At 63.7% G+C, this 23,028-nt stretch carries 22 protein-coding genes; 14 read left to right on the top strand and 8 right to left on the bottom strand.

Translation table 11 applies throughout. The features are described from left to right. Positions 1-40 precede the first annotated feature (40 nt). A complete protein-coding gene (locus tag QWY79_RS13420) occupies positions 41-502 on the bottom strand; it encodes a universal stress protein (protein ID WP_141321253.1) in 462 nt (153 codons plus the stop codon). Between the two features lie 145 nt (positions 503-647). Here QWY79_RS13420 and QWY79_RS13415 point away from each other — a divergent pair, with 145 nt between their 5' ends. Further along, entirely contained in the window at positions 648-1,193 is a 546-nt protein-coding gene (locus tag QWY79_RS13415; RefSeq protein ID WP_290273701.1) for a preprotein translocase subunit YajC, read from the top strand. Here the strand turns inward: QWY79_RS13415 and slyA are convergent. Together slyA and QWY79_RS13405 are read right to left on the bottom strand one after the other, a co-directional pair. After that, entirely contained in the window at positions 1,190-1,630 is a 441-nt protein-coding gene (gene slyA, locus QWY79_RS13410) for a transcriptional regulator SlyA (protein ID WP_290273699.1), read from the bottom strand. The two genes, QWY79_RS13415 and slyA, sit on opposite strands and share 4 nt — an antisense overlap. Positions 1,631-1,701: 71 nt before the next feature. Further along, on the bottom strand, positions 1,702-2,943 hold the full coding sequence (locus tag QWY79_RS13405) for a DUF5924 family protein (RefSeq protein ID WP_290273696.1): 1,242 nt from the start codon (positions 2,941-2,943) through the stop codon (positions 1,702-1,704). A 140-nt stretch (positions 2,944-3,083) separates the two neighbouring features. On the opposite strand from QWY79_RS13405, the gene fadB reads away from it, so the two are divergent. From fadB to QWY79_RS13390, 3 genes are all read left to right on the top strand, one after another. Further along, entirely contained in the window at positions 3,084-5,273 is a 2,190-nt protein-coding gene (gene fadB / locus QWY79_RS13400) for a fatty acid oxidation complex subunit alpha FadB (RefSeq protein WP_290273692.1), read from the top strand. Between the two features lie 52 nt (positions 5,274-5,325). Further along, positions 5,326-6,504 carry an acetyl-CoA C-acyltransferase FadA gene (gene fadA, locus QWY79_RS13395; RefSeq protein ID WP_141321243.1) on the top strand — a complete coding sequence of 393 codons (1,179 nt, stop codon included), beginning with the start codon at positions 5,326-5,328 and terminating at the stop codon, positions 6,502-6,504. Between the two features lie 316 nt (positions 6,505-6,820). Continuing rightward, entirely contained in the window at positions 6,821-9,301 is a 2,481-nt protein-coding gene (locus QWY79_RS13390) for a peptidoglycan-binding protein (RefSeq protein WP_290273688.1), read from the top strand. Between the two features lie 83 nt (positions 9,302-9,384). Here the strand turns inward: QWY79_RS13390 and QWY79_RS13385 are convergent, their stop codons facing one another. Next, on the bottom strand, positions 9,385-9,846 hold the full coding sequence (locus tag QWY79_RS13385; protein WP_290273687.1) for a flavodoxin family protein: 462 nt from the start codon (positions 9,844-9,846) through the stop codon (positions 9,385-9,387). A 156-nt stretch (positions 9,847-10,002) separates the two neighbouring features. On the opposite strand from QWY79_RS13385, the gene QWY79_RS13380 reads away from it, so the two are divergent. Then, the gene (locus tag QWY79_RS13380) at positions 10,003-10,479 is read left to right on the top strand and encodes a YbhB/YbcL family Raf kinase inhibitor-like protein (protein ID WP_290273685.1); all 477 of its coding nucleotides are present in this window, start codon (positions 10,003-10,005) and stop codon (positions 10,477-10,479) included. Positions 10,480-10,526: 47 nt separating this feature from the next. Here QWY79_RS13380 and QWY79_RS13375 read toward each other — a convergent pair whose 3' ends face one another. Then, entirely contained in the window at positions 10,527-11,414 is an 888-nt protein-coding gene (locus QWY79_RS13375; RefSeq protein WP_290273684.1) for a LysR family transcriptional regulator, read from the bottom strand. 102 nt (positions 11,415-11,516) lie between these two features. Here QWY79_RS13375 and QWY79_RS13370 point away from each other — a divergent pair, with 102 nt between their 5' ends. The 6 genes from QWY79_RS13370 to QWY79_RS13345 all read left to right on the top strand — a co-directional run bounded on the left by QWY79_RS13370 (position 11,517) and on the right by QWY79_RS13345 (position 17,645). After that, positions 11,517-12,401, top strand: a complete 885-nt coding sequence (locus QWY79_RS13370) for a HalD/BesD family halogenase (protein WP_290273682.1) — start codon at positions 11,517-11,519, stop codon at positions 12,399-12,401. 49 nt (positions 12,402-12,450) lie between these two features. Continuing rightward, positions 12,451-13,734, top strand: coding sequence for a M24 family metallopeptidase (locus QWY79_RS13365; protein ID WP_290273679.1), 1,284 nt, complete (start codon positions 12,451-12,453; stop codon positions 13,732-13,734). A gap of 301 nt (positions 13,735-14,035) precedes the next feature. Continuing rightward, a complete protein-coding gene (locus QWY79_RS13360) occupies positions 14,036-15,526 on the top strand; it encodes a CoA-acylating methylmalonate-semialdehyde dehydrogenase (protein ID WP_290273676.1) in 1,491 nt (496 codons plus the stop codon). Between the two features lie 155 nt (positions 15,527-15,681). Further along, the gene (gene rloA3 / locus QWY79_RS13355) at positions 15,682-16,254 is read left to right on the top strand and encodes a retropepsin-like aspartic peptidase RloA3 (protein ID WP_290273673.1); all 573 of its coding nucleotides are present in this window, start codon (positions 15,682-15,684) and stop codon (positions 16,252-16,254) included. Positions 16,255-16,289: 35 nt separating this feature from the next. After that, the gene (locus QWY79_RS13350; protein ID WP_290273671.1) at positions 16,290-16,655 is read left to right on the top strand and encodes a thiol-disulfide oxidoreductase DCC family protein; all 366 of its coding nucleotides are present in this window, start codon (positions 16,290-16,292) and stop codon (positions 16,653-16,655) included. 36 nt (positions 16,656-16,691) lie between these two features. Then, entirely contained in the window at positions 16,692-17,645 is a 954-nt protein-coding gene (locus QWY79_RS13345; RefSeq protein ID WP_290273669.1) for a LysR family transcriptional regulator, read from the top strand. Here QWY79_RS13345 and QWY79_RS13340 read toward each other — a convergent pair. Together QWY79_RS13340 and QWY79_RS13335 are read right to left on the bottom strand one after the other, a co-directional pair. After that, positions 17,642-18,661 (bottom strand): aldo/keto reductase, encoded by a 1,020-nt coding sequence (locus QWY79_RS13340; RefSeq protein WP_290273666.1) that lies wholly within the window; start codon positions 18,659-18,661, stop codon positions 17,642-17,644. The genes QWY79_RS13345 and QWY79_RS13340 overlap by 4 nt on opposite strands. Before the next feature lie 143 nt (positions 18,662-18,804). Next, on the bottom strand, positions 18,805-19,386 hold the full coding sequence (locus QWY79_RS13335; RefSeq protein ID WP_290273663.1) for an NADPH-dependent FMN reductase: 582 nt from the start codon (positions 19,384-19,386) through the stop codon (positions 18,805-18,807). Between the two features lie 164 nt (positions 19,387-19,550). Here QWY79_RS13335 and QWY79_RS13330 point away from each other — a divergent pair, with 164 nt between their 5' ends. Further along, on the top strand, positions 19,551-19,844 hold the full coding sequence (locus QWY79_RS13330) for an antibiotic biosynthesis monooxygenase family protein (RefSeq protein WP_435389793.1): 294 nt from the start codon (positions 19,551-19,553) through the stop codon (positions 19,842-19,844). On the opposite strand, the gene QWY79_RS13325 is transcribed toward QWY79_RS13330, so the two are convergent. After that, positions 19,832-20,737, bottom strand: a complete 906-nt coding sequence (locus QWY79_RS13325) for a complex I NDUFA9 subunit family protein (RefSeq protein ID WP_290273660.1) — start codon at positions 20,735-20,737, stop codon at positions 19,832-19,834. The two genes, QWY79_RS13330 and QWY79_RS13325, sit on opposite strands and share 13 nt — an antisense overlap. Before the next feature lie 227 nt (positions 20,738-20,964). Between QWY79_RS13325 and QWY79_RS13320 the strand changes: the two genes are divergently transcribed. Continuing rightward, positions 20,965-21,762 (top strand): FadR/GntR family transcriptional regulator, encoded by a 798-nt coding sequence (locus QWY79_RS13320; protein ID WP_290273657.1) that lies wholly within the window; start codon positions 20,965-20,967, stop codon positions 21,760-21,762. After that, complete coding sequence (locus QWY79_RS13315) at positions 21,759-22,778, top strand: TRAP transporter substrate-binding protein (protein ID WP_290273655.1); 1,020 nt, start codon at positions 21,759-21,761, stop codon at positions 22,776-22,778. The genes QWY79_RS13320 and QWY79_RS13315 overlap by 4 nt, the downstream gene beginning before the upstream one ends. Positions 22,779-23,028: the final 250 nt, after the last annotated feature.

Raw genomic sequence — 23,028 nt, 5'->3', positions numbered from 1 at the left:
CACGACATGGGGCGGGGGGGGCAGGGCGAGGGCGCCGGAGCTATTCGGCGCTATCCTCGCCATCGTCACCGGTGCCCACGCGCACGGCCAGAACGTCGCACTTGGCGCCGTGGAGCACGCCGGTGGAGGTCGAGCCGAGCAGCAGGGCGAAGCCATGGCGACCGTGCGAGCCGACGACGATCAGGTCGACCTGCTGGTCCTCGGCGAAGCGATGAATCTCGGTATCCGGCATGCCGACCATGACGTGCTGGTTCTCGCTGGGCACATAGGGGTCGGCAATCTCGGCCAGGCGCTGCTTGGCATGCTCATCGAGCTGATCCTGGATGCTGGTGAGATCCATGGGGATATCGCCGCCGTAGGCGAAGCCGAGCGGCTCCAGGGTGTGCATGATGGAAAGCCTGGCCTGGTTGCGGTCGGCGATGTGCAGCGCACGCTTCAGGACTTTCTTGGAATCCTTGGTCAGGTCGACAGCGACCAGGACATGACGATATTCGTTGCTCATGTTGCAGTCTCCGCAGCGGTGTCCAACGGCAGTTGGTATCTGTCTTCTACTTTAGGATGCCGAAGGTGACAAGACAACGACTTGCATCAACACCGGGCCACTCGGCACTGGCACCGGAAGGTTGTCGCGACGTACAGGAAGGCCAATGCTCTGGTTGATGATTCTTGCCGTGGTGGGACTGGTGTTCGCTCCGGCCATGTGGCTGCGCCCCAGCCGGCGACAGCAACGCGTGATGGGGCTCCGCGAGCATGCGCGTGAGCTGGGCGTGGCGGTACGCATCGAGTCGTCGCCGCTGCATGATGGCGGCGAGACACTGCCCGCCTACCGCTGGCGTTATCCGCCCCAACAGCCGGGGCCCGACTTCCTGGTGGTACGCGAGGCCCTGGCCAGTGAATCGCTCAAGGCGTGTCAGCCGGGCTGGCGCTGGCGCGTGGAACCGCTGCGCGACTTGCCGGGGGACGCCTCGAACCAGCTTGCGACACTGCTGGAGACGTTGCCGGAGGATGCGGTCGTGGTCGAGTCCAGTGCCGCCTGCCTGACCCTGTGGTGGGATGAATCGCTGTCCAGGGAGGCGTTCACGCGTCTCGAGGCAGGCATGACCGATCTGGCGAAGGAACTGGCGGGGCGGCCGGACTACCCGGGCGCCCATTCGCGTCTGCGGGCGCCCAGGGCTCCATCGGCGGGCAGTTAGGCCTCTTCGCGCTCCTGTATGGCCAACCCGTTGGCCTCGATGCGTGACAGCAGGTCGATCAGTTGCTCGACTTCGTCGTCGTCGAGGCCGGCGAGCATCTCCTTGCGTGCCTGCGAGACGACCGCATCAATGCGTTCCAGCAGCGGCGTGGCCTTGTCGGTCAGGAAGATACGCTTGGCGCGCCGATCCTGGCCACAGGGGCGGCGTTCGATCAGCCCCTGCTCGGAAAGCTGGTCCAGGGTGCGGACCAGCGAGGGCGCTTCGACGCCGATGGCCCTCGCCAGATCGCACTGTGCCTGGTCGCTGCCCATCCGCCATAGATGATAGAGCGTGACCCAGCGTGTCTGCGTCAGGCCTTCCGGGGCCAGGCGCTGATCGATGACGGCGCGCCACAGGCGTGGCACGCGCGCGAGTTGGAAGCCGATATTTTGTTGCATAGCGCATCTACGTCTGAAAAACCTGTCTGGATTGTCCGAAGCCGCAGCGTGGAATGCAACCCGATAGTCCGTTAACTATTGCCCTTTCCTGACGGTCGCGAATGCTGTTCAACGTTATTTTGACTCTCGGCCGATGGCTGTGACTCGGGGTCGGCGATCAGGCCGCGGATGTTCAGCCCCGGCAGGCCGGGAGGCGAGCTGATGCGGCCATCGGCCCGGGTGGCGCTATCCGCGTCGGTCGCAACGTTGAAACGCAAGACGCCGATGCGCTGGCCACTGGCCGTCATGACGTCGATACGCCAGCGTCCCGCGCTGTCCTGGGGAAAGTTGCGCTTGTGCGTCCAGGCGCGGTAACCCTCGGCACGGCCACCCTGAATCTCCAGCGGAATGCGGTCGATCAGCTCGCCCTGGTGGCGCCACTCGTGCACAACTTCCTCGCGCAGCCCGCGGGGCGCATGAATCGCCGTATAGGCGTAGAGCCCCTGACGGGAGAGAGCATCGGGGGTCAGTTGCAGGCTGCCCCGGGGAGTGCGTGCCTCGACATCGAAGGCCGGTGACAGGGCGCTACCCGAGATCCACAGGCTGGCCGGTGGTACCCAGACGCGGCCGGTCCAGGCGATGCCGGCCAGCAGCGGCAGCAGCGCCAGCATGAGCAGCCAGCGTTGCACGGTCATGGGGCGCAGCAGGTGCATCAGGCTGGGCAGACTGAAGATCACGGTCGCTGCCAGTGCCAGCAGCAGGCTCTGCCCCGTGGTCAGGTGCAGTAGGGTGGGCAGGCTGACCAGCACCACCAGGAAGACGCACTGAGCATGAAAGGCGAAGTAGAGGCTGCGTTTGTGCTCGGCGAGTCTATAGTAGAGAGGGTCGAGTACCGACAACAGCGCCAGTGCTGCCATGGCCAGGGTGAAGACGGCCTGGCCGCTGGACCACACCGTGGTCGCGAGGAGAAACGGCAAGGTGAAGAACAGAGTCTCCTGGTGCACCATCTGGGCAATGAAGGTGGTCACGCCGCGCGGCAATGTCGGATAGCCGCGGCGCGACAGAAAGCGCCCGATCAGGCTCTCGGATAGCAGCAGACACCAGGTCAGCAGCATGCCCAGGGCCAGCGTGGCGCCCAGCCACTGTTGCCGCTCGACGAGGAAGAAGCTGCCGGCGCCGGCCAGGAAGGCGACCGGTGGCCACAGCCAGCTCCAGGGGCGGATCTTTTCGGTGAGCCGTTCAATGCGGGCTTCCCAGACGCCCAGGCGCGAGGCCCCTGCCGGCGTTCGAGGGTCGGTCCGGCCCGCTGGCTCGGGGGGACGATTCGGTGACATGGGCGTATCTTATCAGCTTGTGGCACGCGTCGGGGGCGTTGCTGTCGACATTACAGGGCCGAGGCTTGACGTAGACTCGGCGGTACCCCAAGCTGTCAGAAATCAAACGGCCGTATGAATTCCTGCACGGAGATTCGTGGATGATCTATCAAGGCAATGCCATCTCGTTGGCGCGTGATGATCAGGGCATCGCGACCCTGACCTTCGATCTGAAGGACGAGTCGGTCAACACGCTGTCCGGCGCCGTCGTCCAGGAACTGGGCGAGGCGTTGGAAGCGCTGCGCGGTGAGTCGGATATCAGTGGGCTGATACTGACCAGTGCCAAGGATGCCTTCATCGTCGGGGCTGACATTACCGAGTTTCATGGCATGTTCGCCAAGGGTGAAGACGAGATTCAGGCCATGCTCGAGCGGGTTCACGGGATCTTCAATGGTCTCGAGGACCTGCCGTTCCCGACGGTCAGTGCCATCAATGGCCTGGCCCTGGGCGGTGGCTGTGAAGTGACCCTGGCCACCGATTTTCGCGTCATGAGCGACCAGGCCAAGCTCGGCCTGCCTGAGACCAAGCTCGGCATCCTGCCCGGCTGGGGAGGCTGTGTGCGTCTACCGCGGCTCATCGGCGCGGACAACGCCATCGAGTGGATCTCCGGGGGCAGCGAGAACCGCGCCGATGACTGCCTCGCAGTCGGTGCGGTCGACGCCGTGGTGCCGGCCGAGTCCCTGGAGGACGCCGCCCGCGATATCCTCAGCCGAGCCGGACAGGGCGAGCTCGACTATCAGGCTCGGCGTGCCGAGAAGCAGGGGCCGCTGAAACTGGATGCCATCGAGCAGATGATGGCCTTCGAGACCGCCAAGGGTTATGTCGCCGGCAAGGCCGGGCCCCATTACCCGGCACCCATCGAGGCCATCAAGGTCATCCAGAAGGGTGCCGGCGAAGAACGTGCGCGGGCTCAGGCGATCGAGGCCAGTGCCTTCGCCAGGCTGGCGCTGACCGATGTCTGCTACAACCTGGTGGGGCTCTTCCTCAATGACCAGGTGGTCAAGAAGAAGGGCAGCCAGTACGCCAGGCAGTCCGCGCCCGTCAATCAGGCCGGTGTGCTCGGGGCCGGCATCATGGGCGGTGGCATTGCCTACCAGAGCGCGTCGAAGGGCACGCCCATCCTGATGAAGGACATCAAGGAAGAGGCGATCGAGCTGGGACTCAAGGAGGCTCGCAAGCTCTTCGGCAAGCAGCTGGAGCGCGGCAAGCTCTCCAGCGAGCAGGTGGCCGAGCGGCTCGGCAATATCCGCCCGACCCTGAGCTATGGTGACTTCGGCCATGTCGACCTGGTGGTCGAGGCCGTGGTCGAGAACCCCAAGGTCAAGGGCGCGGTGCTGGCCGAGGTCGAGGAGTACGTGAGTGAAGATGCCATCCTCACTTCCAATACCTCGACCATCTCGATCACACGCCTGGCCGAGAACCTGAAGCGGCCCGAGAACTTCTGCGGCATGCACTTCTTCAATCCGGTGCATCGCATGCCGCTGGTCGAGGTCATTCGTGGCGAGAAGACCTCCGATGCCGCGGTTGCCGCGACCGTGGCCTATGCGCGCCAGATGGGCAAGACGCCGATCGTGGTCAACGACTGCCCCGGCTTTCTGGTCAATCGGGTGCTGTTCCCGTACTTCGGCGGCTTCAGTCAACTGATCGCCGCCGGCGCGGACTTTCAGCGCGTCGACAAGGTCATGGAAAAGTTCGGCTGGCCCATGGGGCCGGCCTACCTGCTCGACGTAGTGGGCATGGACACCGCCGTGCATGCCGGCGACGTCATGGCCGAAGGCTTCCCGGAGCGCATGGGCAGCCTGGGCGGTGGCGGCGATGACGGCCGACCGCAGAGCGCCATTCAGGTGATGTTCGACAATGACCGCCTGGGGCAGAAGAACGCCAAGGGCTTCTATGCCTATGAAGAGGACAGGAAAGGCAAGCCGCAGAAGACCAGTGACGCGACGGCCATCGAACTGGTCAAAAGCGTCGCCGAGTCGGGTCGCGACTTCTCCGACGACGACATCATCGCGCGAATGATGACGCCGTTATGCCTGGAAGCGGTGCGCTGCCTCGAGGACAACATCGTCGGTACGCCGGCCGAGGCCGACATGGCATTGATCTATGGCATCGGCTTCCCGCCGTTCCGCGGTGGCGCCCTGCGCTATATCGATGCCATGGGGCTCGAGGCCTTCGTCGCCCAGGCCGACGAGCTGGCGGCCGAGCTCGGGGCGCTGTATGCGCCGACCGACAAGCTGCGCGAGATGGCACGCAACGGCGAGCGTTTCTATCAGGAGGCCGCCGAGGCCTGATTCACGTGCTATTCACCACTTGCCTTATCAAGTGTCGGGGAGAAACCATTCGATGAGTCTGAATCCGAGAGATATCGTGATCGTGGACGGCGTGCGCACGGCCATGGCCAAGGCCAAGGGCGGCGCCTTTCGTCACGTGCGTGCCGAGAACCTGTCGGCCGGTGTCATGCAGTCGCTGTTCGAGCGCAATCCGAAGCTCGACCCCGCTGAAGTCGATGATGTCATCTGGGGCTGCGTCAACCAGACCCTGGAGCAGGCCATGAACATCGCCCGCAACGCGGCGATCATGACCGGCATTCCGCGCACGGTGCCGGCCCAGACGGTCAACCGTCTGTGCGGCTCCTCGATGAGTGCGTTGCATATTGCGACGGCCAACATCCGCGCCGGCATGGGCGACTTCTACATCATCGGCGGGGTCGAGCACATGGAGCATGTGCCGATGACCCATGGCGTGGATGTCAATCCGGCGGCCAGCAAGCATGCCGCCAAGGCTGCCATGATGATGGGCCTCACCGCCGAACTGCTGGGCAAGATGCATGGCATTTCGCGGGAGGACCAGGATGCCTTCGGCGTGCGTTCGCATCAGCGCGCGCATGCCGCCCAGCAGAATGGCGGCTTCGACAATGAGATCATCGGCATCGAAGGCCACGACGACCAGGGGTTCCGCGTGCGCGTCGATCGCGACGAGGTCATCCGCGAGGACGCGAGCATGGAATCCATGGCCGGGCTCAAGCCGGCGTTCGACCCGCGCAACGGTACCGTGACGGCTGGCACCTCCTCGGCGCTTTCCGTGGGTGCCAGCGGCATGGCGGTCATGAGCGCCGAGCGCGCCAGTGCGCTCGGCCTGGAGCCCATCGCCCGGGTCCTGTCCACCGGCGTGGCGGGCTGTGATGCCTCGATCATGGGCTATGGGCCGGTGCCGGCGTCGAAGAAGGCGCTCAAGGCGGCGGGACTGACGATCGACGACATCCAGACCGTCGAGCTCAATGAAGCCTTCGCCGCCCAGTCGCTGCCGGTTCTCAAGGACCTGGGGCTGAAGGACCGCATGGATGAAGCCGTCAACCTGCATGGCGGTGCCATCGCCCTGGGTCACCCGCTGGGCTGCTCCGGGTCGCGCATCTGCACCACGCTGCTCAATGTGATGCAGGAACAGCGCACCTCGCTGGGGCTTGCCACCATGTGCATCGGCATGGGGCAGGGCGTGGCCACGGTGTTCGAACGCCTGCGCTGAATTGCCTTTCTGACAGAGATGCTCGCCAGCGGCGCCCTTCGAGGGCGCCGTTTTTGTATCCGTGGCCACGCTGGCGACACCGCGGATTCGCCTGCCTGAGCAGCGAGGGGGCGGCGGACCGAAAAGGCGGTCGGGGAAGCGAAAAATCGACTAGCCTGACCAGGTAAGCAGTGGAACTGAGCGCGGGCTGGCGTGGGATAGGTGGCGCTGGCTCTCAAGCTGCGGTACGGGAATCAGAATACTCAGTCAAGCAGGATGACGCCGAAGAGGAGGTAATGTATCACGACTCAGCACTCCAGAAGTGCGGGAGGCCACCATGAACAACAAGAAATTCTGCTGTGGCTGCCTGTGCCTGCTGCTCGCGGCTCCGCTTGCCCAGGCACAGAATGACTTGCTGCGAGGCATCGTCGAGGACGTTGGTCGGGCGATTCTCGAGGATCAGCAAACCAGCCGGGAGGAAGCCGAGCGTCGACGACGCGAACACGAACAACAGGCGCAGCAGCGACGTGCCGAACAGTCAGCGTCCTCGCCATCTTCCGGCCACTCCAACACAGCACACACCGCATCACCTTCCAGAGCAGGCGCCGACCCCGAAGCGGCGCAAGGTCCTGCCTCCACCACCACGACACTACCTTCCCGACAGACAGTGTCGCGTCTGCAGGAAATGCTCAACCAGCTGGGCTACAACGCCGGGCCTGTCGACGGCCTGATGGGAAGAAAGACCGCCACGGCGATCCGGGCCTTCCAGGCGGATCAGGGAGTGCGCCGGACCGGCCAGCCTTCCGCCAGCCTGGCGCTGGCGCTGCAGGATGCGCTGCAGAACCGGCCGGAGCGGGCACAATCCGCCCCAGCAAGCGCTCAGTCGCCTAGCTTCGATTGCCGCCAAGCTAGGGCCGCCGCCGAGCATGCCATCTGTGGCTCCGGGGAGCTGGCGAGGCTGGATATCCAGGTTAATGACGCCTACCAGGCACGCCTGTCCGGATCTTCCGACCGGTCATCGCTGCGTCAACGACAACGTGACTGGATCCAAGAACGCAATCGCTGCGGAGAGGACTCCGGGTGTCTGGCAACCGCTATGCGTGCGCGGGAAGCCGAGCTTCGCACGACGCCTGCCGCTACGTCCGAGTCTCGCGATACCCGGGCAGTGACGGATGCCGTGTCTCCGGAGGCGGGGCAATCCCGGGAGGTCAGCGCCTCGGCGGTGCAGCGCGAGGGCGGACGAGTCATCCTGACCTACCCCTTCGATGACACGCCCCACTCGGAAGAGGAGAGGCGGGAGATCGAAAAGCTCGAGCGCCTCCAGTCGCGCATGTATCACGCCTATCTGGCGCATGCGGAGGGTGCGGATAGCCAGCAGGAGAACCTGCTGTATATTGCCTGGCAACACCTGGATCGCCAGGATACGCGAGATTACCTCTGCAGCACCCAGGAGATGCAATCGGGGCAGCCGGGATGCATGTCCTACGCGGACGCAGAATGGAAAGCTCTGATGTTGTTCGACCCCAACCCGGGGGTGGTGTTCGAAAGCAAGGGGGATGGACGTTTCTCCTGGTGGCGAGGCGCCAACGAATTCGAACGCAAACGCAGGATCCAGCAATTTCGAGACTCCCCCGCGGTCCAGGCCTTTTTGGCCGAGGCGCCGGGGCCCCGGGTGCAGTACGAATATGTCCTGGTCGGTGGGGTGGGAGAATATGATTTTGATCAGGAAAGCTTCGAGCTCTGGGTCAGGGGGCTGTATAAAGAGAAGCGCGTTTCTCTGGTGTCGGGCGTGAGTCGGCTGTTGTCGGGCGCGCGTCGGCTGGAGGTGGCAGAATACGAGCATCGCTTTGCCGTGCCACCCACCCATGCCGAAGCGTTCCGCGAGAAAGTGACCCAACTGAGTGGGGGCGATGAAGCTCGTTTTCAGTTGCACATCGCCATCGAGGGATCCCTCGACCAGGCCAGTGCCGGATGGCAGGCGACGGTTCAGGAGATCGAGTATGTGCTGGGGGATGAAGCGGACGGCAAGACCCTGGAGTCCTTGCGTGGGGACCTTGTGCAGTCGTCGGAAGAGGCGGCGCAAAGCCTGGCGTCGGCGACGTCAAGTGCCGAGGCCGATGGCAGCTCAGCCAGCGTCCTGCGCGACTTGGACCTGACCTTCAATGAGGCCGGGCGACTGGACTTTTCCCCCGACGATCATGATGCCGTCGCCTACCTCATGGCGGCTGGCCTGCAGGGCCTGAGCAGCGAGTCCATGCAGAGGCCGCTGGGCTACTTGCTCAAGGACCTGGTCAAGGAGGATCTGGGAGAGCAGTACCTGGGCTGCTATGCCGCCCGCACGGAGCGCACGGAGAAAGACTGCGATAGTTTCGATGGCTTCATGGCAGGAAGTGAGTTCGAGGCACGTCGGCTGCGACGCCATGTCTTCGATGAGCTGGTGCCGGCCATGGTACGCGAGGCACCGCCGTTGCCGATTGCCATCACCGAGGTCTTGCCGGCCACCCTGGGGCGCTATGATTTCGGTGCCGAGGCCTTTGCACTCACTTACCGGCGTGCCCGCTTCCCGGGGTTCGGCGTGCTGCGCGCCTATAGACGCTCTCTCCCGTCGGTCCATGAGTCGCTTCCGGAGCGCCTTGCCATGCCACCCGACCAGGCCGAGGCCCTGCTCGACAAGCTGGTCGACCGGTCGGTGGAGTTGCATCTGGATTACGATATTCAGACGATCGATGTCCAGCGCAACGCCGAGATGTCCATGGAGCCTTTGCGTATGCGAATCCGGACGAAAGATGGCGACGTCCTGCGCGAGCAGTCACTGTGAGCAGTAGCTCGCAGATAAGGAGGAAGCGACCCGGAGGGACGATCCTCCGGGTCGCTTGCCATCCTGACGTAAAGGGACGCACCTTACAGAATTCCCGCCTCGAGTCCGGCGGCGAGCGCCATGCCGAGTTCTTCCACCTGATCCTCGAAGTCCGCCTGCCACTCGCCCTGGCAGATCAGCGGTGCCTGGGCCCATTTCCAGCCCAGGCCGGTGACGATGCCTTCCACGGCGCGCTGCGTGCCGGTGCCGTCCCGGCCGGCGCGAATGTACAAGGCGCAGGGCAGCCCACGCTTTTCCTCGAGGACGGCGTAGTAGCTGCGGTCGAAGAAGTCCTTGAGGGCACCGCTCATGTAGCCCAGGTTTTCGGTGGTGCCGAGCAGAATGGCATCGCAGTGGTGGACATCCTCGGGCCCGGCGTCGAGGGGTGCCTTGAGGGTTACGCTGACATCGGCGATATCCGCATGGCGGGCGCCGCGCGCTGCCGCGTCGCGCAGGCGGCGGGTGTTGTCGGAAGGCGCATGGGCCACGATCAGCAGGTGTTTCATGAGGCGCCTCGTGGTTGCAGGGGTTGAAGAAGGACGTGACGGCCATCATGCCATGAGAAGACGTCGTTGACAGGCTAACGGCTTTTGCCGAGCCTGAGTCAGCCGGGAGCGCCGCGAGTGACTCCCTTCATGCGACTTTCCAGGAGCACAACGAAGATGGCTTTTGCACTGACCAAGATGCGCGTAGAAAGCAATGCCTTTGCCGACCAGGGTGTCATCCCGGTGCGTTACACCGGGGACGGGGAGGACCTGTCGCCGGCCTTGTCCTGGCAGGATGCGCCGGAAGGTACCAAGGGGTTCGCGGTGATCTGTCATGACCCGGATGCCCCCCTGGTCGAGCATGGTGGCTATGGCTTCGTTCACTGGGTGCTGTACAACCTGCCGGGCTCGGTGACCTCACTCGACGAAGCCACCCCGGTGGGCACGCGAGGTGTCAACCACTTCGGGGGTAATGGCTATGGCGGCCCCATGCCGCCCGAAGGGCATGGCGTACACCAGTATTACTTCTGGGTGCTGGCGCTGGACAAGCCCACCGACCTGCCGGAAGGCATCAGCATGGCCGAGTTGCTCAAGCAGGTGGAGCCGCATCTGCTGGGGATGAACCGTCTCGTCGGCACCTACCGCCGTGACTGAGAGCGGTAGCGGGACCTGGGCTGCCCGTGCTGCGGTGCGGGCAGGCTTCAGCCCGACACTACCTCGTTTACCTCCGGGACGCTCACGTCATCATTCTGGGTGATGATGCGTTCCAGTTCTTCGCAGAAGGCTTCCAGGGCCTCGCTGGTGTGGCCTGGACGGCAATGCATCTCGATCTCGACCTGCCCGAGAGCCGGCAGGCCCTCTGCCTGGCCGACGATGCGGCAGCCTGCCGGTACGCTGCGCGGTGTCTTGACGGTCATGGCCAGTCCGGCCTGCACGGGCAGGTTGATGCCGGTAGGCGACTGGCTCGAGTAATGAATCTCCCAGGGCTGCTCGGCGCGCCCCAGGGCGGATAGTGCGTGGGCGCGGAACACGCAGCCCTCCGGGTTGAGCGCCAGCGGAATCGTTTGCCAGTCTTCCAGCCGGCAGTGCTCGGCCACCACCCAGACCATGGGCTCCCAGCCCAGCAGCTGACCTGACTGTGTCGGCAGGTGGCGAATCGACAGCACCACATCCAGCAAGCCTTCCTGAAACTGATTGACCACATTGGCGCTGATATCGCAGTTCAGCTCCAGCCGCGTGTCCGGGAAGCGCTGCGCGTAGCGCGGCAAGAGGTTGGGTAAATAGGCGCTGGCCTGTTCCTCGGAGGTGGCGAAGCGAATCAGTTCGCCGCGCCGTCGATTGCCGAGCAATTCCCGGGCCTCGTCTTCCAGCTTGAGCATGTGGCGTGCATACGGCAGCAGTTGCTCGCCGTGGGCGGTGAGCAGCACGCTGCGACTGGTGCGTTCGAACAAGGCCTGGCCCATTTGATCTTCCAGTCGCTTGATCTGCAGGCTGATGGCGGACTGTGTGCGGTGCAGCACCTTGCCAGCGGCGCTGAATCCCTGACTTTCGGCCACGGTCACGAAGGCACGAAGCAGCACGGTATCCATAATTAATGAGCCTTTGAAATTGGTTTTATCTCAATCATTCATTTTTATTATGGGGACCCCTTGCCTAGGCTGTCCACCGTGCATTGTTAAACGGAGACCCCCATGACCGTGGCAACTTCAGCCGACCGAAGCGGCGTGTCCCTGAACGGCTTGATCGATCTACAGCGCTACCCGCTGGACCACCTGGATGGTGAGGCAGGCCGCGAGCTGATCGCTCAATGTCGCGAGCAACTGGCTCAGGATGGCTGCGTGGTGCTCAAGCGTTTCGTGCCCGAACAGGCCTTGAGTCGTCTGGAACGCGAAACCGAGCGACTTTCGCCGGAAGCGCATTACAACCAGACCGAGACCAACCCCTACAACAGCGACGCCGATCCCGATCAGCCTGCCAGCCACCCCCTCAATCGCTTCGATGACCGAACCAATGGATTCGTGGCGGGGGATCGCATCGATGCCGATACCATCATCCGTCAGGTCTACGAAAACCCCGAGTTCCAGCGCTTCATTGCCTCGGTGGTCGGCATGGAGGAGATCCACCAGTATGCCGATCCGTTGGCCGATCTGGTGATCAATGTGCTGCGCGAGGGCTGCCAGCATCCCTGGCACTACGATACCAACGAGTTCATCGTCACCATGATGACCCGGCAATCCCACGGTGGTGGGCGTTTCGAGTACGCGCCGGGCATTCGCAGCCCCGAAGGCGAGAACTTCGCGGAAGTCGAAAAGGTCATCGACGGTGATCGCTCACGCCTCAAGTCCCTGGATCTACAACCTGGGGACCTGCAGGTCTTCTTCGGGCGCTACTCGTTGCACCGTGTCACGCCGGTGGAAGGCGACAAGGAGCGTCACACGGTGATCTTCGCCTACGCCAAGGAGCCCGGATTCATCGGCCGTCCCGAGCGTGCCCAGCGCATCTTCGGGCGCATGGCGCCGGTCCATGAAAGCCTGCAGAAAGAGGGCATGAGCCGCAACGACGCCCTGGCCGACTGAGCCCGCTCCCCACCTTGTCACCGATCCACCTGCGAGAGAAGCGGATTGCATGAGTATCGTCGATTTCGAAAAGCTGACCGATAACGAACCCGAGAGTGTCCCGGTGGTGCCATCGGCGCCCATGGCCAATGGCGACAGCATTCCCACCGCCTTTGACCCGGTGCAGCTGCGTGCCGGCAGGCTGCAGCGACTGCGCGCCATGATGGCCGAACAGGGCTATGCCGCCGTGGTGCTCTTCGACCCCTACAACCAGCGTTATGCCACCGGCTCGCGCAACATGTTCGGCTATTTCCTGCGCAACTCCACCCGCTACATCTATGTGCCGTTGGAAGGGCCGGTGATTCTCTTCGAATATCCGGGCAGCGCGCATGTCTCCACCTGGCTGGAGACCATCGATGAGTCGCGTACTTCCAAGGTGGTGTGGTCGGCGGTCAATCAGCGCGACGAGATGTCGTCCGACCCCTTCGGCATCGAGATCGCCGAGCTGATGGCAGAACACGGCCGCGGCAACAGGAAGATCGGCCTGGATCGCTGCACGCTGAATCTGGCGCGTTCTCTCGAAGCGCAAGGGCTGGATGTGCATGACTGCATGCAGGACACCCTGCACTGTCGACGCATCAAGACGCCGCAGGAAATCGCCTGCCTGGCGCAGTCGATGGCCGGCAGCGAGGCCGCCGTGGCCGAAGTCGAGGCCGCCATCAAACCCGGCGTCACCGAGAACGAGCTGTTCGCCATCCTGTACGGCGATGTCATCCGCCAGGGCGGGGAGTTCATCGAGACCCGGCTGCTGTCCTCCGGACCGCGCACCAACCCCTGGTTCAACGAGGCCAGCGACCGGGTGATTCGCCCTGGTGAGCTGGTGGCCCTGGACACCGATACCATCGGTTGCCATGGCTATTATTCCGATTTTTCGCGGACCTTTCATGTCGGGCCCGGCAAGCCGAGCGCCTACCAGAAAGGCCTGTATCGCATGGCCTACGATCAGGTCCATCACAACATGGGCATTCTCAAGCCGGGCATGAGCTACCGCGAGATTGCGGAAAAGGCCTGGAAGATTCCCGAACGCTTCCTGGACCGGCGCTATCCGTCGGTCATCCACGGCGTGGGCATGCATGGCGAGACGCCGCTGGTCGCCCACCACATGGATTTCGACCGCTTCTCCAAGGACGGCATTCTCGAGCCGGGCATGGTGGTCTCGGTGGAAAGCTATATCGGCGAGGTCGGTGCCGCCGATGGCGTCAAGCTGGAGGAAGAAGTGCTGGTCACCGAGACCGGCATCGAGAAGCTGTCGCGCTACCCGTTCGACGAGGCGCTGCTCGACCGGGAGGTCTGAGTGCTGTCTGCACGCCTGACGATTGTCGAGATGAGCGCCGGGGACAAGGCCAGGTGAGGGTCTTTTGCCATGGGTGAGGAGCACTGCTCCGAACGGGCTGGCCATGGATGGCCAGCACAGGACCTGCAAGCGAAGCGGGACGCGAAAGCGCCGCAGGGCAAAAGTGGCGCCCAGGGAAGGGTTCATGGCGCCCTCGCGGGATTTGTCGCTGGAAAGCTCATCGTTTCTGTCGGTCGGGCCGGGAAGGCCATGCCAGCAAGGGGCGTGGCTTCCGGTCTGCCCAAGTATTGAAGAGAGACCCATGACCAATGTGACCCACTGGATTGCCGGCGAGCGCCTGGTCGGCGAACGCAGGATCGATGTCTACAACCCGGCCACCGGTGAAGCCATTCGCCAGGTGGCACAGGGTGATGCCGCCACCGTGGAACAGGCCGTCGCCGGCGCTCGTGCGGCATTGCCGGCGTGGCGCGAGATGCCGCCGGCCAGGCGCGCTCAGGTAATGTTCCGGTTCAAGATGCTGCTGGAACGCGATGCCGAGCAGATCTGTCAGCTGGTCGCCGAGGAACATGGCAAGGTACTCGAGGATGCCATGGGCGAGCTCAAGCGTGGCATCGAGAACGTCGAATACGCCTGTGGCGTCCCGGAACTGCTCAAGGGTGAGTATTCGCACAACGCCGGGCCGGGCATCGATACCTGGTCCAACCACCAGCCGCTGGGCATCGTGGCCGGCATCACGCCCTTCAACTTTCCTGCCATGGTGCCGTTGTGGATGTATCCCATGGCCATCGCCTGCGGCAATGCCTTCATCCTCAAGCCCTCCGAGCAGGTGCCTTCGGCGGCCCTCAGGATGGCCGAGCTGCTCGACGAGGCCGGCCTGCCGAAGGGCATTTTCAGCGTTGTCCATGGCGACCGTGAAACCGTCGAGGCGCTGATCGAGGCGCCGGACGTCAAGGCATTGTCCTTCGTCGGCTCGACGCCGGTGGCGCGTTCGATCTATCAGCGCGGCGCCACGAACGGCAAGCGCGTCCAGGCGCTGGGTGGGGCCAAGAACCATGCCATCGTGCTGCCGGATGCCGATCTCGACAATGCAGCGAGCACCCTGGTAGGGGCGGCCTTCGGCAGTGCCGGGGAGCGCTGCATGGCCATCTCCGTGGCGGTCTGCGTGGGCGATCACACCGCTGATGCGTTGGTGGACAAGGTGGCCGATCAGGCGCGTCACCTGAAGATTGGGCCGGGAACCGAGAAGGGACTCGACATGGGGGCGCTGGTCAACGCCGCCCATCGCGACAGGGTGGCCGGCTACATCGCTCGGGGCGAACAGGCCGGTGCCGATCTGGTGGTCGATGGTCGGGCGCATGCGCGGGTCGAGGCGTCACCGGGCTACTTCCTGGGCGCGACGCTGTTCGACCGGGTGACGCCGGAGATGAGCATCTACCGTGACGAGATCTTCGGTCCCGTGCTGTGTGTGGTGCGCGTCGAGACCTTCGAGGACGCCATCGAGCTGATCAATGGTCACCAGTATGGCAACGGCACCTGCCTCTTCACCCGGGATGGCGAAGCGGCACGTCGCTTCGCCGACCGCATCGAGGTTGGCATGGTCGGCATCAATGTGCCGTTGCCGGTGCCGGTGGCCTTTCATAGTTTCGGTGGCTGGAAGGAGTCACTGTTCGGCGACCTGCATGCCTATGGTCCCGATGCGGTCCGGTTCTATACCCGCCGCAAGTCGGTCTCCCAACGCTGGCCCCAGCGTAACGAGTGGGCCAGTGCCGAGTTCAGTTTTCCATCCGGTTGAGACATGACAGCGAAAGCTTGAGTCCTGCTGATCTGCGCCCGTTTCAGTACCGAACGGGCGTTGTGCCGTTCGGCGGCTGGATGGTAAGGCGTGGCCAGCCTTGATATGGTTCATTCGTTCATATTGAGTAACGCTTTTTGCGAGGTAGAGCCAGGATGCACAAGGTGATGGGTGGCGCATTGATGGCCGGTCTTGTCACGGCGCTGTTGAGCAGTGCCGCGCCGGCGGGTGATGACGACCGCAAAGTGTTTGGCTGGGTCGAGAAAGCAACAATCGAGGAGCCCTGGGGGCCCGAGGTCAAGGTCAAGCTGGACAGCGGTGCCTTGACGTCGTCCATGCAGGCCGAGGATATCGAGAGATTCAAGCGCGATGGCGAAGAATGGGTGCGCTTCGTCGTCGAGGTCGAGGATGAGTCGACCGAGGAAGTCGTGTCCAAAACCTTCGAGCGCCCGGTGTTTCGCAACCTGATCCTCACTGGCGCCGGCGGTCAGGATCGACGCCCGGCTGTCCTGATGACCATGTGCATCGGCGATACCCGCTACGAAGAGCAGTTCAGCCTGGAGGACCGCAGTGACATGAATTATCCGGTCCTGCTGGGGCGACGGACCATCCAGGAACTGGGGCTGCTGGATGTCACCCGTACCTTTGAGCAGGAGCTGGAGTGTGATGAAGATACGCCGCTGCACGCCCATGATGACAAGGAACTGGCCGAGGATATCGGCACCTGAGCCGCGTTGTCCGATGAACCGGGCCAGGAGGCAGTATGTCTGAGACGTCCTGGCTGAAGGTCTATTATGACGCTGCCTGCCCGTTGTGTCGTCGTGAACGCCAGCGTTACGAGCGCTGGGCACAGCGGGCCAACTCCGTGGAGTGGCTGGATGCCAACGCCCATGAAGCCGTGCTCAATGAGCACGGCGTGACGGTGCAGGAAGCGCTGTTGTCCTTGCATGTCGAGGACGCCAACGGCCAACTGTATCGCGGCATGCCGGCCTATAGCCTGCTGATGAAGCGGATCCCGCTGATGCGGCCACTGGCCGTGCTGATCAGCCTGCCCGTCATCAAACCGGCGCTGACCTGGTGGTATGACCGCTGGGTCAGGCGGAGGCTCTCCCGGCAAGGGCGGCTCTGAGCCGAGCATCGAAAACCGCGAGGTGTTGATCCCTGAATGGCAAGCCGTGCGTTGTCACCCCTGCCTACCACTCGGCAGCTGCAATGTTTCCTGGCAGTCGCCGAGGAACTCAATTTCCGCCGTGCCGCCGAACGTCTGCACATGTCGCAGCCTCCCCTGTCACGCCAGGTCAGCGGGTTGGAAGACCTGCTCAGGGTCAGGCTCTTCGAGCGGGATACTCATGGCGTGCGTCTGACGCCGGCGGGAGAAGCCTTCGAAGCCGATGCCCGAGCAGTGCTCGAGTCACTGGACGACTCGCTGGTGCGGCTGCGCCGCATGGCGCCCAAGGGCAGCAGCGATGTTCGGTTGGGGCTGACCAGCGTGATCGATTTCAGCCTGGTGCCGGGCATTCGCGATGTCCTGAAGAGTGATCGCCTCCCGGCGGGAATGCGGATCGAGGAGGCGTATTCGAAGCATCTGGCCGAACGCTTGTGGAACGGGGAACTGGATCTGGCTCTGGTCGGCGAGGTGGCCGAGCCGGGCGAATCGGTCCAGGCCCGGCGCGTCGCCCTTGATCCGATGATGGTAGCGTTGCATGAGGACCACCCGGCAGCCGGCCGCTCGGAGGTATCATTCGATGACCTGGGAAGTAGCCGGCTTTTCTGGTTCCCGCGTCATGATAATCCGACCTTCCATGATCACTGCGAACGGGTCTTCGCGGACCATGGTTATGCGCCGCCGCGGCGTCCCGAGCCGCAGGAGCACATGAGCCTGCTGGCACGGGTAGCCGCCGGCGAGGGCGTTGCCTTTCTGCCCACTACCATGCATGCCGCCAGTCGGCTCGGCGTGGTCTACCGGCCCTTTACGGCCGACCTCGAAAAGCGCTTGAGCATCGAACTCAAGCTGCTGTGGCGAGCCGACGAAGCGCGTACCGAGGTATTGCAGCTCGTTGAGCATCTGCTCGACGGGGCGGCCCCTCACCGAAGCAGCACGGGGCTGTCGCGGCGTTAGGCATTGACCCCCTTCATGCCTTCTTCAGTATAACGTTCCCCATGCGCGGCGTCCGGTGGCAGGGCCGTGTCGAGGGCGTCCAGGTCACGTTTTTCGAGCTCCAGGGCCAGCGCCCCCAGGTTCTCGTGCAGGTAGGTCGAACGACGGGTGCCGGGGATGGGCACGATATGCGCGTCCCGAGTCAGCAGCCAGGCGAGTGCCACCTGGCCCGGAGTAGCCTCGTGGCGTTCGGCCACGCGATGAATCGTATCCAGCAAGGACAGGTTATGCGACAGGTTATCGGCCTGAAAGCGTGGGTTGTGGCGCCGAAAGTCGTCTTCGGCTAGATCCGCTTGTTGAGTGATGCGTCCCGTCAGGAAACCACGACCCAGAGGAGAGTAGGGCACGACGCCGATTCCAAGGCGTTGCGCCGTAGGCAGAATCTCGGTCTCGATATCACGTGTCCACAGCGAATACTCGGTCTGCAGTGCCGTGATCGGGTGAACGGTATGGGCCTTGGCCAATGTGCTCGCCGAGACTTCGCAGAGGCCGACATGGGCGATCTTGCCGGCCTGGACCAGCTCTGCCAGACACTCCATGGCGGCACGGATATCACCCTGTGGATCGACGCGGTGCAGGTAGTAGAGGTCGATACGCTCCACACCGAGACGCTTCAGGGAAGCATCGCAACAGGCACGGATGTACTCTGGCCGATTGTTGACCCGGCGCGCATAGTCGGCATCTCCGCGATCGATGCCGCACTTGGTGGCGATCCTGATAGCGTTCCGGTCGCCTGAACGCCGGCGATGGTTCAGAAAATCGCCGATCAGGGATTCGTTGTGACCGCGCCCGTACATGTCGGCGGTGTCGATGAAGTCGATACCGGCGTTGGCGACCTCGTCGAGCATGTCGCGAGAGGCCGTGTCGTCGGAAGGGCCATAGAACTCGCTGATGCCCATGGCACCATAGCCCAGTGCGGAGACGTTCAAGTTCTGGCCCAGGGTGCGGCGGGCCAGCGGAGTGATGGGTGAGGACATGACAGGGCTCCATTCGTATGAGGACGTTCGGTGATCACCGAACGCCCCGTATACTGAGCTCACCCGCCGGATGGGGGAATGATCGTTATGGTAATACCGTTAGGGTATCGCATCTGACGAATTCCCCGGGGCTTCGCGGAGCCTCATTCGTCGTGTAGTCGATCCAGTGTCGTGATCAGCCGTTGGCAGATGGCGTCGAGGCTGTCGCGCTGTTTGTCGTTGGTGAGCTGTCCCTGGGCATCGAAGGCGTCACCGGCTCCGCCGACGGCCAGCTGGTTCGGCAGGACAGTCACGCCGATATTGGTCAGCAACTGGCGCAATGGATTCAAAGCGCGCAGGCCGCCCAGGCCTCCCGGGGAGGCGCCCACCAGGGCCGCCTGGCGGTCCTGGAACAATGCCAGGCCACTCTCGCCCTGGTGCGGGCGGGTCAGCCAGTCGATGGTATTGACCAGCAAGGGCGTTACGAAGCCATTGTATTCCGGTGAGGCGATCAGCAGCCCCTGGTGCTCGGCGAGCAGTTGGCGCAGTGCCACGACGTTGTCGGGCAATCCCTGGTGTTCCTCCAGGTCGCCGTCATAGAGCGGGACGGGATAGTCGCGCAGGTCGACGAAGGTGGGCGTGCCACCCAGAGCCTCGATACGCTGCGCCGCCAGGCGGGCCAGCTGCTTGTTGTAGGACGCCTCGCGGGCACTGCCGGCGAAAACCAGAATACGGGGAGTGGCCATGAATTCACCTTCTATGCAGTTTGTGGGATTCGACACCCCAATCCTCGCGGGTCATCATGACAATGACAAGCGAAAGCCGCCGGCTCTCGCCATGATGGAGGTTTGATCGACCATGCTGGCCACTACTCCCTCTCCCCCCTTACTACGCCGTCATCTTTTCTTCGTTGCGTGCCGATGACCTGGCCGGTTATGCCGAAATGGCCGAGCGCATGATGCAACTGGCAGCAGAGCAGCCGGGTTTTCTCGGGGTGGAATCGGCCCGCGAAGGCCTCGGCATCACGGTGTCCTATTGGTCGGATCTCGACTCCATCCGGCAGTGGAAGGCTCAGGCCGAACATCGTGAAGCGCAGCGCCTGGGGCGCGAAGCCTGGTATGCCCGGTATCGCGTGCGGATAGCCCGGGTCGAGCGGGAGTATGGCGGCGGGACCGAGGAGAATGAGTCGCCTTACCTCGGGTGAGGCAGGCAATCCGGCAGGCTATCGCGTAGCGCGCGCGGGCGAATGCCCAGATCCTCGAAGGTGCCGACGCCTTCCGTAACCCGATTATCGCCTTGCATGAGGATGACCTGGTCGCGCGTCAGAGGAGGCTCGGGCAGGATGCCGAGGCCCAGTGCCACGGCATGCCATACCGCGAAGGGAATCGGCACCATGGGGCGCTGGCGCCCCAGGTGATGCATGACCAGCTGGAGGATCTCGCGGTAGTCGAGCACATCGGCGCCCCCGAGCTCGAAGAAGTAACGCCTGGGTCGGTGCCGCGCGGTCAGGGTCACGATGGCGCGGGCCACATCGACGACATGCACTGGCTGCAGGCGCTGAGTGCCGCGACCGAACAGCGGAATCGCCGGCAGTCGCGTCAAGGCCGTCAACTGGCCGAGGAAGGCATCATCAGGCCCGAAGATGACGCTGGGCCTGACGATCGTGGCCTTGGGCATGGCGTCGAGTACGGCCGACTCGCCTCTTGCCCGGGCGCGCACATAGGCCGAGGGCGAGGCGAGGCGGGTGCCGATCCCCGATAACTGCACGAAGCGTTCGATACCCGCCTGGTGCGCCTGCCGTGCCAGCTCGGCGGCGGCCGTGACATGCATAGCCTCGAAACTCACCTGCCGTGATGCCACATAGAGACTGGTGGCATTGACCACGGCGTCAGCTCCCGACAGTGCCGTGGCGACCTGGTCGGCATCGCGGATGTCGGCGGCACACAAGGTCAGCGGGTCACCGTCTTCCACCCAGGCCGGCCACTCCGGCCGCCGAGCAACCAGCCGGGTCGGTCGGCCACTTTCCACGAGTTCTCTGATCAGCTGGGCACCCACGAAGCCGGTGCCACCAAAGACGACGGTTACGGGACGAGTCATGGCCTGTTGCGCAAGTCGGGTGTCTGGGCTGGCGCGATCTGTTTGCTGGCGCCCATGATGGGACCGAACCCTACACCCGGGCGGCGTTCATGGGAAGGCGGTGCCGCCTTCCTGCCCGTGAAAGACTAAAGTCTAAAAGCGTTGTGTCCGATTTTATCCGATGCTATGTCCGACATAGTTAGTCATCGATCAGACACAATCTTTTCTTTCACTGCGACAGGCACATCATGTCCTCTGCCGTTTCTGACACACGACGTTCCTCGGGGCCCGAGATTGCCGATGCCCTCGCCGAAGCCATCTTCGCGGGAGAGTACGAGCCAGGTGATTTCGTGCCCAAGGAGCTGGACCTCTGCAAGCGCTTCGGCGTGAGTCGCAGTACCGTGCGCAGTGCGCTCCAGACCCTGGTGGCGGCCGGATTGCTGGTGCGCATTTCCGGTCAGGGCTCGCGAGTGCGGGCGCTCCAGGAGTGGCACCTGCTCGACCCGCGAGTCAGTGGCTGGATGGCACGGTTCGCGCAGCCCAATCCGCGTATCCAGCGCGAGATTTTCGCCTTCCGGGTCGCCGTCGAACCCTATGTGGCGCGCCTGGCGGCGGAAAGCGCCACGGCAGCCGACCTGCTGGCCATCGAGTCCGCGTATCAGGGCATGATCCGTGCCCTGGAACACGAGGACCTGCACTGGCAGGGCGTTTCCCACGACGACTACGACGTGGCCTTTCACGAGGCCATCTTCGCCGCCTCGCACAACCTGGTCTGGGCGCAGATCAGCCATGTGCTGAAGCCGGCCATCGCGCTGTTGGTGGAAAGGTCCAACCACAGCGCCGTTGAGCTCAACGACAGCATGGAACGCCATCGTCGGGTGATGGAGGCGATTCGCCTGCGTCAGCCCGATCAGGCCAGTGAAGCGGCCTTGGCGGTGCTGGAACGCACCGGCCGGGATCTGGGGCTCGCCGACTTGATCCCCAGTGTTCCATCCATCGAAGTCCCGACCACCGTGTCAACAACAACCGAAAAGGAAGCCTTATGATGTCTCGCATGCCTCTCAAGACCCTGACCCTGGCCGTGCTGGGTGCCCTGGCCATCGATGCCCAGGCGGCCGAGTACGAATGGACCTTCCAGACCTCGGAAACCGCCGGGGAACCCCAGTTCGAGATGAAGAAAGCCTGGGCCGAGAATGTCGAGCAGATGTCCGATGGTCGTATCGCCATCGAGATTCTGCCGGTGGGCTCGGTCGTTCAGGCCAACCAGACACTGCAGGCGGTGAAATCCGGCATCCTGCAGGGGCATCTGACCGATCCCAGCTACTTCACCGGACAGAATCCGGCCTTCGGCATGATGGGCAATCTGGTCGGTGCCTGGAGCGATCCCTACGACTTCCTCGACTACATGAACAACGCCGGTGGCGAGGAGCTGTACAACGAGCTGGTCGAGCCCTATGGCCTGCACCTGATCGGTGCCGCTGCGACCGGCCTCGAGTCGCTGCCGTCGACCAAGCCGATTCGCTCCGTCGAGGACATGAAAGGCCTCAAGCTGCGGGCGCCGGAGGGCATGGTCTACAACATCTTCGAAGCGGCCGGCGCCACACCGGTCAACCTTCCGGGCTCGGAGGTCTATACCGGGCTGGAAAAGGGTGTGATCGACGCCGCCGACTATACGGTGTTCGCCACCAACCAGGCTCAGGGACTGCACGAGTTCGCGCCTTATCCGCTGTATCCGGGCTTCCATTCCCTGCCGATGGTCTCGGTCTCGCTGAACAAGGACATCTGGGATGGCCTGCCGGCCGATCTCAAGTCGATCCTCGAAACCTCGGTGGACAGCCTGGCCTACGAGATGGTCGCCGAACTCAAGACCCGCGATCTGGAAGCCGTGCGTGAAGCGCGCAACAATCCGGATATCGAGATCATCGACCTGCCGGCCGAAGAGCGCGCCAAGTTCCGCAACATCGCCAAGGAAGAGTGGGCCAACTGGGCGGAAAAGAACGAGATCACCCAGGAGTTCTACGACTCCGTGGTCGGGTATCTGGAAAACCACAACCTGCTGTAAAGCATGCCGGGCCGCTGTGCTGCGGCCCGGTGACATGATTCGACGCGGCGCGTCCTGCGAGGCGCGCCTTGTCTTTGAGGAACTCCCATGACTCGAGACTCTCGTTCCCCGGAGGAAGCGGCGGCACCGGCCGAGACGGCGCCGCCGGACCCGGTTCGCAATGCCTTCGACCGCGGCGTGGTGGCTTGCGGTCGTGTGGCCGCCTGGCTGGTGTTCATCGCCATGGTCATCAGCGTCTATGAAGTCATCA

The sequence above is a fragment of the Halomonas sabkhae genome (assembly GCF_030409265.1).
In the GTDB taxonomy this organism is placed as follows: Bacteria; Pseudomonadota; Gammaproteobacteria; order Pseudomonadales; family Halomonadaceae; genus Halomonas; species Halomonas halmophila.
Note: the sequence above shows the minus strand (reverse complement) of the source record. Positions and strands in the feature narration are given on the sequence as shown.